This window comes from Vibrio sp. Vb0888 (assembly GCF_033338835.1).
Taxonomy (GTDB): Bacteria; Pseudomonadota; Gammaproteobacteria; order Enterobacterales; family Vibrionaceae; genus Vibrio; species Vibrio alginolyticus.
On the sequence record NZ_JAWOTL010000006.1, the window covers coordinates 242,460 to 255,358 of the forward strand.

Consider the following 12,899-nt stretch of genomic DNA (forward strand, 5'->3'; position numbering starts at 1 on the left):
GCATTTTAGAACATAATGTAATCCTAGCTCAGGTTTCGTTTGTGATCATCTATTATTTTCGTTTGTGAGCGTTTTGTGTGATTTAGACACAAAAAAAACCTCTGTCTAATTAAGACAGAGGTCATTTGAGGGGGAGTTATACGATTGACGTTACTCGTTTTCGGAGTTTGATTCGTTAGCTTCAACCACTTCAAGTGGGATAGAAGCTTCCTTCAAAATTGACAAGATTTCTTCTGGTGGCTGCTTATTGGTAAAGATCATGTTGAGCTGTGCAATATTGCCTAGTTTCACCATAGCATTGCGCCCGAACTTGGTGTGGTCTACGGCAAGAAATACACTACGGCTATTGTCAATGATCGCTTGTTTGACCCGGACTTCGTGGTAATCAAAGTCTAATAGCGAGCCATCGAAGTCGATACCGCTAATGCCGAGAATACCAAAGTCGAGACGGAACTGTTTAACGAAATCGAGGGTAGCCTCGCCAACAATACCGCCGTCTCTGCTGCGGACTTCTCCACCCGCTAAGATGACTTTGATTTCAGGGTTAGGGAAAAGAATGGTCGCAACATTGATGTTGTTGGTGACAACACGCAACTGTTTATGGTTTTTATTGAGCGCTCGCGCAACTGCTTCTGGTGTGGTGCCGATATCGATGAATAGTGTGGCACCATCTGGAATGTGTTTGACTACCTCGTCTGCAATGACATCTTTTTCATTGAAGTTGAGCGCTTTACGCGTGTTGTAAGATGTGTTTTCAGAACTGAGAGGAATAGTGGCTCCACCGTGATAACGACGAATTTTGTTGTCATCGGCGAGTTCATTGAGATCGCGTCGGATGGTTTGTGGGCTGACATTGAATCTTTCTACTAACTCATCCGTGCTGACATAGCCTTGTTTTTTCACCAGCTCAACAATCTGCTGGTGTCGAGGTATTTGCTTCACTTACCACTCCCTTGTGCATTGGTAACGGCCAATGCTTCAAATTCGAAGCTCTATTGTGCTCGAATTTGCTCGTTGTGAGAAGTAAGCGAGTTCAGGAATCGGGGATAAAGCGCAAAAAGAGCGCACAAATGGCGCTCTTTTTTTCTTATGGAGATGAGATTAATCTTCTTCGTCGTGAAGTTCAGACCAGGTTTGTGCACATTTCACTGCACGTTTCCAGCCCTTGTAACGACGATTGCGTTTTTCTTCATCATCGTGTGGCTCAAAGGTGCGATCAAGTACCGCTTTATTCTGCAACTCATCAATGCTATCCCAGTAACCAACTGCAAGGCCGGCAAGGTAGGCTGCACCAAGAGCGGTAACCTCAGTTACTTGAGGGCGGTGTACTTCTGTGTTCAATACATCGGATTGGAATTGCATTAGGAAGTTGTTCGCTACTGCACCACCATCGACGCGAAGGTTCGCAAGCTTAATGCCTGAGTCAGCTTGCATCGCATCCAGTACGTCACGAGTTTGATAAGCGATGCCTTCCAATGTTGCACGGATGATATGGTTTGAATTCACACCGCGAGTAAGGCCGACAATCGTGCCACGTGCGTAGGCATCCCAGTATGGAGCGCCTAAACCAGTAAATGCAGGCACGACATAAACGCCGTTTGATGTATCCACTTTTGTCGCGAAGTATTCAGAGTCTTCTGCACCGTTTAGGATTTTCAATTCATCGCGTAGCCATTGGATAGAAGCTCCACCCATGAATACGGCGCCTTCAAGTGCATAAGCTGGTTCGCCTGCAGGACCACAAGCCAAAGTAGTTAGAAGGCCATGTGTCGAAGTGACTTTTTCTTGGCCAGTATTCATTAGCAAGAAACAACCCGTACCGTAAGTGTTTTTCGCTTGACCCGCTTCAACACACATTTGGCCGTAAAGCGCCGCTTGTTGGTCACCTGCGATTCCAGAAATAGGAATACGAGTACCGCCTTTACCACCGATGTTGGTTTTACCGTAAATTTCCGATGAGCGCTTCACTTCTGGCATCATAGATGCTGGGATGCCAAGCTCATCTAACATTTTTTGATCCCAACATAGATCGTTGATGTTAAACAGCATGGTACGCGATGCGTTAGTGTAGTCGGTTACGTGAACGCGACCTTGAGTCATCTTCCAAACTAACCAAGTATCGACAGTACCAAACAACAGCTTACCTGCTTCTGCGTCTTCTCGTGCGCCTTCAACATTGTCCAGAATCCATTTAACTTTGGTACCGGAGAAGTAAGGGTCAAGCACCAAACCAGTGTTGTCACGTACATAGTTTTCGAGACCGCGTGCTTTTAAATCTTCACAGATATCAGCAGTACGGCGACATTGCCATACAATCGCATTGTAAACGGGTTTACCTGTTTCTTTGTTCCAGACGATAGTCGTTTCACGCTGGTTAGTAATACCGATAGCCGCTAATTGGTCGCTACGGATGCCAGACTTAGCTAGAGCTTCTACTAAGGTAGAGCTTTGTGTTGCCCAGATCTCCATTGGATCATGTTCAACCCAACCAGCTTCTGGATAAATCTGAGTAAATTCGCGTTGCGCGACGCTTACGATGTTCGCATCATGATCAAGAATCACTGCGCGAGAGCTTGTTGTACCTTGGTCTAGGGCAACAATGTATTTTTGCTCAGTCATGGTAAGAATCCTTTTGTTTCGTTATTTATATTTTAGTAAATGTTCGAGTTACGTCAGTTTTAAGCTCTAGCTTCTTCTGTTTCTTCTTCCGTCTCACATTGGTTTGGAATCGTACAACCGTGGCCTTGTTGTGGAAGGTAAGCGGCAATCGCTTTTGGATACAACCAACCACCAAAACACGCACCTGCAATCGGAGCAAGTAAAGGCACGATAAAGTAAGGAATGTCTTTAGCACCTGTCAGAGCGTAATCCCAACCTGCGAAGTAAGCGAACAGCTTTGGTCCAAAGTCACGAGCAGGGTTCATCGCAAAGCCTGTTAGTGGACCAAGTGAACCACCGATGACGGCAATCAAAATACCGATTAATAGAGGGTTCATTGCGCCACGTGCCGCGCCGTTATTTTCATCGCCCAGAGCCAGAATCGCAAACATCAGCACAGCAGTGATAACGAATTCCACAGCAAAAGCACCAAAGAAAGAGAGGGAGGCATGCGGATAGGTTGAGAAGATACCAGCAGTTGCTAGTGCATCTTGGCTGCTGCGAACGAAGTTATGAGCGATTTCGTAGTCGGTGAAAAGGTTGCTGTATAAGCTGTATACCAATGCAGCAGAACAGAATGCCCCAAGCATTTGAGCGATAATGTATGGCACCACTTTCGCCTTATCAAAACCATGGAACATAGCAAGTGCGATGGTAACGGCAGGGTTGATGTGTGCACCAGAGACGCCAGCCGTACAGTAAATAGCGATGGCGACACCGAAGCCCCATACAATACTGATTTCCCATTGTCCAAATGATGCGCCTGTTAGAACTAAGGCTGCAACACAGCCTACGCCGAAGAAAATAAGTAGTCCTGTACCGATAAACTCGGCCAAACATTCTCCGAGCAGAGAGGGGTGTTTGTTCGTTGTCATGTTAAAAGTCCTTTGATCATTTTTGCCTGTCTAGCACGATACTATTGTGCATATATAAACGTTTGCGAAAACAAACGAGCGTTAAAAATGAGCGTTTGAGCATAGATTTGTTAATCAAAGTCTTCGTTTTTGTTAAATGGCGCATCTTTTAACCGGAAAAGAACACAACGAAAATAATTTATTTGTCACGAGGCCAGTGTTGAGAGCGCTCAAATTACCGATGTGAAAAAGAATGCACAACTGGTAAGAGGAGTTTTGTGAAGCTGCTACGTGCTTGGAGACTTATTGCACAGAACTTGTGTAGCAATTAACCCTAAAGGAGTAGCGGAATGTCAAATGTATCAAGGGATAGCAGTGATATAAAAAATACGCTGTCATGTTTGGACTTTTAGAAAAAATCGTCATCCCATTGGTACCAATAGGATGAGTTGAGAAGAGAATAAACGCTGTTAATGTCTTGTGTTTGTGAATCATTGCTTCGGCTTGTATTCAAATAAAAATTGTTTTTTTTATTTCGTTTGATGCTAAACGTGATCGTTTTTCAGCTTTTTAGTTATTAGTTGGTTCGGAGCGAGTAGGGCAGGCGTAAATCGCCCTTTTTACGGTTAGTTTATGTTCTAATTCGAGCCTTTGTTTCAAAGGTTTCGAATTGGAATGCTCAAGTGAGAGGTTTGAATATCAGTTTCATATTAACGAATCTTGAGTAAAGTTGAACGATGATCTAATTAATGCTCATATAATTTACTGTATTTACTTATATTTAATTCATGTGCAACATTTGTCACAGAAATAAAATCCTAACTCCATACAATTCATGAACTTTCGAACGAATATTTATTTTGTTTCGTTCGCTCCTTTTGTGTTTTTACCATCGCATACAAAATAATGAGGTTCCTATGTTTGGAATATTCAAACCTAAGGCGCACATTGATCGTCTGTCCCCTGGCAGCATCGATAGCACCTACTCTCGCCTCCGTTGGCAACTCTTTATCGGTATCTTTGTTGGCTACGCCGGTTACTATCTAGTTCGTAAAAACTTCAGTTTGGCGATGCCTTATCTTATCGAGCAAGGCTTTAGCCGCGGAGACTTAGGTGTCGCCTTGGCAGCTGTTTCCATTGCATATGGTCTCTCTAAGTTTCTAATGGGCAGCGTTTCAGACCGCTCCAACCCTCGCTATTTCCTTAGTGGCGGCCTATTGATGTCTGCATTAGTGATGTTTTGCTTTGGCTTTATGCCATGGGCGACTGGTAGCGTCACTGCGATGTTCATTTTGCTTTTCTTAAACGGTTGGTTCCAAGGGATGGGGTGGCCTGCTTGTGGCCGAACCATGGTGCACTGGTGGTCACGTAAAGAGCGTGGTGAGATCGTTTCGGTTTGGAACGTGGCGCACAACGTGGGTGGTGGCTTGATTGGTCCACTATTTATTCTTGGCCTGTGGGCATTTAACGATGATTGGCGCACTGCATTTTATGTTCCTGCATTTTTCGCCACGTTGGTTGCTGTGTTTGTTTGGATGACGGTTCGCGATACCCCTCAGTCTTGTGGTCTGCCTCCTATTGAAGAATACAAAGACGATTACCCAGATGACTATGACAAGTCCCATGAACAAGAAATGACAGCGAAGGAAATCTTCTTCAAATACGTCTTCAACAACAAACTTCTTTGGTCGATTGCAATTGCAAACGCATTTGTTTATCTAATTCGTTACGGCGTACTGGACTGGGCACCTGTTTACCTAAAAGAAGCGAAGGATTTCTCGGTAGATAAATCGTCATGGGCTTATTTCTTATACGAATGGGCTGGCATTCCAGGAACACTATTGTGTGGTTGGATCTCTGACAAATTGTTCAAAGGTCGTCGTGCACCTGCTGGTATCTTATTTATGGTGCTAGTGACAGTTGCAGTGATGGTTTATTGGTTTAACCCTGCGGGCAACCCAACAGTAGATATGATGGCGCTTATTGCAATAGGCTTCCTAATCTATGGTCCGGTTATGCTGATCGGTTTGTACGCACTTGAACTCGCTCCGAAGAAAGCCGCAGGTACTGCCGCTGGTCTTACTGGTTTGTTTGGATACCTGGGTGGGGCAGTTGCCGCAAACGCGATTTTGGGCTACACCGTAGACCACTTTGGCTGGGATGGTGGCTTTATCATCTTAGTGGGTTCTTGTATTACTTCTATCGTGTGTTTGATGTACGCCTTCTTAGGTGAACGTGCGCACCACGAGCAAAAAGAGCGCGAGAAGGAAGCGCTAGCGTAATATTTATTTAAAGAGGCAGTGGAATACTGCCTCTTCGCTTTATCAAGGAAATAACAATGAAAACAAAGTCAGTATGTCTTACTTTTTTAGCACTTAGCCTCTCTGCTGGTGCGATTGCGAAGCCGCTTGTCATTGCGCATCGTGGTGCATCGGGCTACTTGCCTGAGCACACGCTAGAAGCCAAAGCACTTGCTTACGCAATGAAACCTGACTACATAGAGCAAGATGTGGTAATGACGAAAGACGACCAGTTGGTCGTGTTGCATGACCATTATCTCGATCGCGTAACGGATGTTGCGGAGCGTTTTCCTGATCGTGCACGTAAAGATGGTCGTTATTACGCGATTGATTTCACTCTGGCGGAAATCAAATCCTTGCAAGTTACCGAAGGGTTCAACATCGATGAGAAAGGCAACAAAGTAGCGGGCTATCCAACCCGATTCCCTATGTGGAAATCTGATTTCACCGTGCCGACGTTTGCTGAAGAGATTGAGCTGATCCAAGGCTTAAACAAAACGCTGGGTTATGACATCGGTATTTACCCAGAAATTAAAGCGCCTTGGTTCCATCGTCATGAAGGTAAGGACATTTCTAAAGCAGTACTTAAAGTCTTGAAGCAGTACGGTTACGGCTCTCAAGACGACAAAGTCTACCTTCAGTGTTTTGATGCGAATGAACTTCAACGCATCAACAGTGAACTTATGCCTGCAATGGACATGGACTTAAAGCTCGTTCAGCTTATGGCTTACACGGACTGGAACGAAACTATGGTGTATAAAGGCGACAAGGCAACACCATACAGTTATGACTGGATGTCCGAAGCCGACGGAATGAAGAAAGTAGCGAGTTACGCGGAAGGAATTGGACCTTGGAAGCCGATGCTGGTGGATGATAAGTCAACCAAAGACAATATCATCATCAAGCCGTTGATGAAGGCTGCAAAAGACGCTGGCTTGCAAGTGCATCCATACACGTTCCGCGCCGATCCAGGACGCATTCCAGCGTACACTGACAGTTTTGAAGGCATGATGGATGTGTACTACAACCAAGTAAAAGTGGATGGTTTGTTTACTGATTTCCCAGATAAAGCGGTCAGCTTTTTAAATCAGTAATCACGCATTTTGCTGTAAGCTAAAAAATCCCCCAACAGTTTCCTGCTGGGGGATTTTTCGTAGGGCTAATTCACGAATGAATTAGTTGTTTTTATGCAGTTCGCTGTTCAGTTCAACCGCGCTCTTGTTAGCAAGACACTCGATTTGACCTGTTACAGAGTTACGACGGAACAGTAGGTCAGAAACACCTGCAAGATCGCGTGCTTTCACTACTTCTACTTCTTGGCCAGCAGAATCTAGCATGCGTACTTTAGAACCAGCAGTTACGTACAGACCTGATTCGATAGTACAACGGTCACCCATTGGGAAGCCAAGACCTGCGTTCGCGCCTAGTAGAGAGTTTTCACCGATAGAAACTACAACTTTACCGCCGCCAGATAGTGTGCCCATGATAGATGCGCCGCCGCCGATGTCAGAGCCGTTACCAACCACTACGCCAGCAGAGATACGACCTTCAACCATGCTCACGCCTGTTGTACCCGCGTTGAAGTTGATGAAGCCTTCGTGCATTACTGTTGTGCCTTCGCCAACGTGTGCGCCAAGACGTACGCGAGAAGTATCAGCGATACGAACGCCAGTTGGTACTACGTAGTCCACCATTTTAGGGAACTTGTCTACGCAATCTACGCTTAGTGCACGACCCGCTAGGCGAGCTTCAATTTGACGCTCTGCTAGTTCAGGTAGATCGATTGGACCTTCGTTAGTCCATGCGATGTTGTGCAGTAGACCGAAGATACCGTCTAGTACTGTGCCGTGTGGCTTAACTAGACGGTTAGAGATAAGTTGAAGTTTTAGGAAGCCTTCAGCAACACTTTGTGGCTGTTCATCCGTAGCTAGGATAACCAGTACAAGTGGTTGTGCTGATTCTGCTGCTTTTGCTGCGAAAGATGCGTTTGCTGCATCGCCGTTTGCTTCAAATGCTGCTGCTAGTTCTGCGCTTTGTGCTGCAGAGATCTCGATAGCTTGGTTGCCTTGCTCGTAACCTGCTACTGCTGCTAGTGCGTTAACAAGCGCTTCGCTTGGGTTAAGAACTGGGTTTGGGAAAAACGCTTCGATGATTTTGCCGTCGCGGTTTTTAGTTGCCGTACCAAAGGCTAGAGAGAAGAAAGCCATAGTTGATCTCCATGTGTTGAGTCTTGTGTCTCGTCTGTTCATTGACAAGAAATAATTAAGTTGTCAGTCATCATAATGAGAGTGCTAGGGAGTTTAAAGAGGGGAAATAGATAAAGTCTGTAGATGGATACCTTTTGTCTTTTTAGAGATATGTTTGTCTGATGAGAAATGTGTCGCAAAAGCCTTATCAGACAGATTTTGGGCAGAGACACAGTGAAGTGGGAGAAGGGAGCATCGCAAAAAAATAAGGGGAGGACCGAAGTCACTCCCCCTACACTGGGTTTGTTGGATTTACTGGCTTTAGATAGTAAAGCGATAAATCGGCTTAGAGGCTTAGCTCACCGACCTCTACTGCAAGTGCAACCGTTGCCCCTACCATTGGATTGTTGCCCATACCGATGAAGCCCATCATCGCTACGTGTGCTGGTACTGAAGAGCTACCCGCGAACTGAGCATCAGCGTGCATGCGACCCATGGTATCTGTCATACCGTAAGAAGCAGGACCAGCCGCCAAGTTATCTGGGTGTAGAGTACGACCAGTACCACCACCTGATGCCACAGAGAAGTAAGGCATGCCTTCACGGTTACGCTCTGCTTTGTAGATACCGGCAACTGGGTGCTGGAAGCGAGTCGGGTTAGTCGAGTTACCAGTGATACTCACGTCCACTTGTTCTTTGTGCATAATAGCCACGCCTTCACGTACATCATCAGCACCGTAACAAAGGATCTCACCACGTGGACCTTGCGAGAAACGGCGACGCTCTACTTCCACTAACTCACCAGTTTGGTAGTTGTATTGAGTGCGTATGTAAGTGAAACCATTGATGCGTGAGATTAGGTAAGCGGCGTCTTTACCCAAGCCATTTAGGATCACTTTCAACGGATTTTTGCGTGATTTGTTCACGTTCAATGCGATTTTGATTGCGCCTTCTGCCGCTGCGAATGACTCATGGCCAGCAAGGAAAGCAAAACAGCCACTTTCTTCATTCAGTAGGCGAGCCGCCAATGCACCGTGACCGATACCCACTTGGCGTTGCTCTGCCACGCTGCCGGGTTTAGTGCACGCCTGAAGACCTTCACCGATGATGTTTGCAGCTTCTTCTGCTGTTTTTGCTCCGCGGAAAATCGCCAAAGCCGTACCCAGTGTGTAGGCATCGGCCGCGCTTTCGAACGCGATAGGTTGAGTGTCCATCACTAGTGCTTTAGGGTCGATACCACGATCCATACAGTATTGGTAAGCCTCTTCCGGAGAAGAAAGTTGCATTTCGTCTAATGTGCGACGTACAGATTCAGTAATTGGAGTGTTCATAATCTCTTTCCTCTTGGTGGTAATTATTGTTGGCGTGGGTTGATGGTCGTTACGGCTTCGTCAAAACGACCGTAAGTCCCCGTTGCTTTGTCTGCGGCTTCTGCTGCAGATACGCCTTCGTTGATGGCTTTCATCATCTTGCCTAGGTTGAGATATTGGTAACCAATCACTTCTTTGTTTTCGTCTAGCGCGAGTTTTGTTACGTAGCCTTCTGCTAACTCCATGTAACGCACGCCTTTTGCTTTAGTTGAGTAACTAGTACCCACTTGGCTACGTTGAGTTTGACCAAGGTCTTCCAATGCCGCACCAATTTCCAAGCCACCTTCAGAGAAAGCAGATTGAGTACGACCGTAAACAAATTGAAGGAAGATTTCGCGCATCGCGACGTTGATAGCATCACATACCAAGTCGGTATTCAGTGCTTCCAGAATGGTTTTGCCTGTTAGAATTTCTGCGGCCATCGCGGCTGATTGAGTCATGCCTGAACAGCCGATCGTTTCGATCAAAGCTTCTTCGATGATGCCGTTTTTGATGTTAAGAGTCAGTTTTGCTGCACCTTGTTGAGGAGCACAAGCGCCAACGCCGTGGCTAAGACCAGAAATCGCGATAACGTCTTTTGGATTGATCATTGCGCCTTCAACAGGGATCGGTGCAGATGCATGAAGATCGCCGCGTTGAATCGGGCACATTGATTGGATTTCGTGTGAATATTGCATAATGTTTTCCCAGTGTATTTTTAATTTTTGAGAAAACAGGAGCGGCGTTGGAGAAGAGTTGAATTGCTCACTACAGAACTCTCGCTTTCACAACATAAGCGAAAGCACTTCCAACAGGGCTGACCTGTTTTCGTTTCTGTAGGAGTCATTAGCTTTAACAGCGGTTCGAATCTTTCGATTCCGGTGGTACCCCATCACCGAACCCATTTAGACTAGATCTAAGTCACACTAATCTGCAACATGAAATTTAGAGCAATTTGGGATATTAAATCGGTTCTTTATATTCTCAGAGATATATGGAGATAAACGGAAGGAATAAAAAAACGCCGCATAATGCGACGTTTTTTCTAAACAAATGAGAGGCTTATGCAGCGTCTTCTTGCTCGCTATCTTCTTCAACAGCTTCAAGCTTCTTTGCTTTTTTTGGTGCAGGTTTACGTTTTGCACCAAGAGCGTAAAGCACTTCTTCTTTGTTTTGCGCAAGGAACATTGCAAGATCTTCTTGCTTACCTTCGTCTTCTAGAAGTTCACTTTTACCCAGCAGTGAGAATAACTCGTCTGCCATATCCAGCATTTTGTCGTATGCGTCAGCTTCCGCTTTAGAGGTAAAAGTCATTTTCTCTTCTCCATTGCGTTCTACCACGTACTTGACGATTACAGCCATGGTTGGTCCCCTAATTTGGTGTATTGATACTGGCTTTTTATACAGTTTTTGACCAATCAAGTCTAGCGACAAGCCTCAGAATGAGAGACACGTACAACTAACTGACTAGCATTTAAACTATCTTGGTTTCACTTTGCGGATTTGTCCGCCAAAGGAAGGTTTGCTGGTCGCTCCCAATCTTGGCAAAATTCGATAAACGTTTTGAGCAATGGGCTTTGATATTTCTCTTTATGAACCAGTAACCAGAAGCGACGTTTCATATCTAAAGGCATGTCGAGCAGTTTTACGCGGCCGTCACGAATAGCAGGTTCTGCAGACAAACGTGACAAGCAGCCCAAGCCTAACCCTGCCGATACTGAGTTGATCAACGCTTCGGTGGTATTGAGCTGAAAAGCTTCATGCCAATGTTCCAAGCGCGGCGCGATAACGCGCATAAAAAATTCGCGTGAACCGGACCCTGCCTCTCGCAATATCCATTCACTGTTTTCTAGCTCGGTTAAGTTTACTGGCCCTTCGTGCGCGGCTGGGTAATCGGGCGCGCAAATCACGCACATTTCATCTTCGCTAAACTGGGTAGACTGCAATTCAGGGTGAAGTGTTTTGCCCTCAATGAGGGCTATGTCTAACTCGTAATCGGTCAGCATGTCGCAGATTTGTGCGGAGTTAGAAATGAACAGGCTTTGAGAACGATGGTTCGTTTGCTGACGAAATTCGCTAAGCAAATAGGGCGCGACTTGGTTGCCAATGGTGTCGCTGGCACCAATGCGAAGTTGGCCCGATAGCGCTTGGTCACCATCGAAAATGCTCTCGATGTCTTTGGCTCGGTTGAGTAACTCATCCGCCAGTGGTAGCAGTTTTTGACCTTCTTGGTTCAAAATCAGTCGGTTATTAACACGATCAAACAAGTGATGGCCGATCTGTTTTTCTAATTCTGAGAGTGCCATGCTCACTGCGGCTTTCGATAAAAAGAGACTATCAGAAGCCGCTGTGAGCGTTTTGTGCTGCGTGATCGTCGTAAACACTTTCAGTTGTTTAAGAGAAATGTGACTTGCCATACCCCACCGTTAAGTAATTCTGAACGTTTGTTTTAAATAATTAGATATATCGGAACGAAGTGCAAGCGTATTATACGTCCCATCAAGAGTGAGTCTGGTTGAGGTCATCATGATTCAAAGAACAAAAGCAAAAATAATGGGAGCGCCAACTCCAATGGCGGGTTTGGCTCTTGGTATTGCAAGCTTGGGCTGGAGTTGGGAAAACTTCGCCGAATTACATGGCTACGGACAGTGGATTAGTGCGGGTATCGCAAGCATATTGTTGGCTATATTGGCAACCAAGTTTTTGCTACATAATCATCTGTTGAGACAAGATCTTGCTCATCCGGTTGTGGGCAGCGTGGTTCCGACATTTGCGATGGGCACTATGGTGGTATCGAACTCTCTCGGCCATTTTTACCCATTAGCTGGCGATGCGCTTTGGCTGATTGCGGTGGTTTTGCACATCGTGTTCTTGGTGAGCTTTGTTTACCATCGCGCCAAAGATTTTGAATTGCACCACATGGTTCCTAGTTGGTTTGTACCGCCTGTGGGTATCATCGTTGCAGATGTGTCTTTCTCTGGCAACCCGATGTTAGCACCAGTGGCACAAGGTGCATTGATGTTCGGTATGGTGGCGTACGCGATCATGTTGCCGATGATGATTTACCGTTTCATGTTTACCCATGAAATTCCGGATGCAGCGAAACCAACAATGGCAATCATGGCAGCGCCAGCAAGTCTATCATTGGCAGGGTACTTAACGGTCACTGCGACACCATCACCAGTGATCATCGCTATGCTATTTGGTATCGCGGTATTGATGACAGCCATCATTTACCTCGCATTCTTTAAATTGCTTAGACTGCCATTTAGCCCAGGCTATGCGGCGTTCACTTTCCCGATGGTGATCGGTGCGACGGCGCTGTTTAAAATGGCCAATTGGATGGAGTTGCAAGGATTGGCTGCGCACTATGTTCAACAAGTGCGCGGCTTAGCTGGTCTTGAGTTGATTGTGGCAACATTTGTTGTCTCTTATGTGGCCTTACAATACATCAACAACTTGTTGATTCAGCCACGCTTGATGCACGCTCATCACGCTTAAATAGCAGATAGGAAAAAGCCTCTTGGTCTTACAACCAAGAGGCTTTTTTATT

Annotated in this window: 11 protein-coding genes and 1 riboswitch; of the genes, 3 read left to right on the forward strand and 8 right to left on the reverse strand. The window is 45.8% G+C overall.

Annotation, left to right across the window (positions count from 1 at the left end):
• Window positions 1–150 precede the first annotated feature (150 nt).
• The 3 genes from R7P72_RS11530 to R7P72_RS11540 all read right to left on the reverse strand — a co-directional run bounded on the left by R7P72_RS11530 (window position 151) and on the right by R7P72_RS11540 (window position 3,533).
• Entirely contained in the window at window positions 151–942 is a 792-nt protein-coding gene (locus R7P72_RS11530; protein ID WP_005380192.1) for a DeoR/GlpR family transcriptional regulator, read from the reverse strand.
• Between the two features lie 159 nt (window positions 943–1,101).
• The gene (glpK, locus tag R7P72_RS11535) at window positions 1,102–2,619 is read right to left on the reverse strand and encodes a glycerol kinase GlpK (RefSeq protein WP_005380193.1); all 1,518 of its coding nucleotides are present in this window, start codon (window positions 2,617–2,619) and stop codon (window positions 1,102–1,104) included.
• A 59-nt stretch (window positions 2,620–2,678) separates the two neighbouring features.
• Complete coding sequence (locus R7P72_RS11540) at window positions 2,679–3,533, reverse strand: MIP/aquaporin family protein (RefSeq protein WP_005380195.1); 855 nt, start codon at window positions 3,531–3,533, stop codon at window positions 2,679–2,681.
• Between the two features lie 896 nt (window positions 3,534–4,429).
• Here R7P72_RS11540 and glpT point away from each other — a divergent pair.
• Together glpT and glpQ are read left to right on the forward strand one after the other, a co-directional pair.
• Window positions 4,430–5,794 (forward strand): glycerol-3-phosphate transporter, encoded by a 1,365-nt coding sequence (gene glpT / locus R7P72_RS11545; RefSeq protein ID WP_005380199.1) that lies wholly within the window; start codon window positions 4,430–4,432, stop codon window positions 5,792–5,794.
• A gap of 56 nt (window positions 5,795–5,850) precedes the next feature.
• The gene (glpQ, locus tag R7P72_RS11550) at window positions 5,851–6,906 is read left to right on the forward strand and encodes a glycerophosphodiester phosphodiesterase (protein WP_318110517.1); all 1,056 of its coding nucleotides are present in this window, start codon (window positions 5,851–5,853) and stop codon (window positions 6,904–6,906) included.
• Between the two features lie 81 nt (window positions 6,907–6,987).
• Here the strand turns inward: glpQ and dapD are convergent, their stop codons facing one another.
• The 5 genes from dapD to R7P72_RS11575 form a co-directional block, all read right to left on the reverse strand.
• A complete protein-coding gene (gene dapD, locus R7P72_RS11555; RefSeq protein ID WP_042521367.1) occupies window positions 6,988–8,019 on the reverse strand; it encodes a 2,3,4,5-tetrahydropyridine-2,6-dicarboxylate N-succinyltransferase in 1,032 nt (343 codons plus the stop codon).
• A gap of 325 nt (window positions 8,020–8,344) precedes the next feature.
• Window positions 8,345–9,328, reverse strand: coding sequence for a GGGtGRT protein (locus R7P72_RS11560; RefSeq protein WP_318110518.1), 984 nt, complete (start codon window positions 9,326–9,328; stop codon window positions 8,345–8,347).
• A 23-nt stretch (window positions 9,329–9,351) separates the two neighbouring features.
• On the reverse strand, window positions 9,352–10,044 hold the full coding sequence (locus R7P72_RS11565) for an iron-sulfur cluster assembly scaffold protein (protein WP_005380206.1): 693 nt from the start codon (window positions 10,042–10,044) through the stop codon (window positions 9,352–9,354).
• 132 nt (window positions 10,045–10,176) lie between these two features.
• A riboswitch (Fluoride riboswitch) is annotated at window positions 10,177–10,252 on the reverse strand.
• 156 nt (window positions 10,253–10,408) lie between these two features.
• Window positions 10,409–10,708: a YebG family protein gene (locus R7P72_RS11570; protein ID WP_005380208.1), complete on the reverse strand. Its 300-nt coding sequence runs from the start codon at window positions 10,706–10,708 to the stop codon at window positions 10,409–10,411.
• Window positions 10,709–10,836: 128 nt separating this feature from the next.
• Window positions 10,837–11,763 carry a LysR substrate-binding domain-containing protein gene (locus R7P72_RS11575; protein ID WP_005380210.1) on the reverse strand — a complete coding sequence of 309 codons (927 nt, stop codon included), beginning with the start codon at window positions 11,761–11,763 and terminating at the stop codon, window positions 10,837–10,839.
• 109 nt (window positions 11,764–11,872) lie between these two features.
• Here R7P72_RS11575 and R7P72_RS11580 point away from each other — a divergent pair, with 109 nt between their 5' ends.
• Window positions 11,873–12,847 carry a TDT family transporter gene (locus tag R7P72_RS11580; RefSeq protein ID WP_031779038.1) on the forward strand — a complete coding sequence of 325 codons (975 nt, stop codon included), beginning with the start codon at window positions 11,873–11,875 and terminating at the stop codon, window positions 12,845–12,847.
• The last annotated feature ends 52 nt before the right edge of the window (window positions 12,848–12,899 follow it).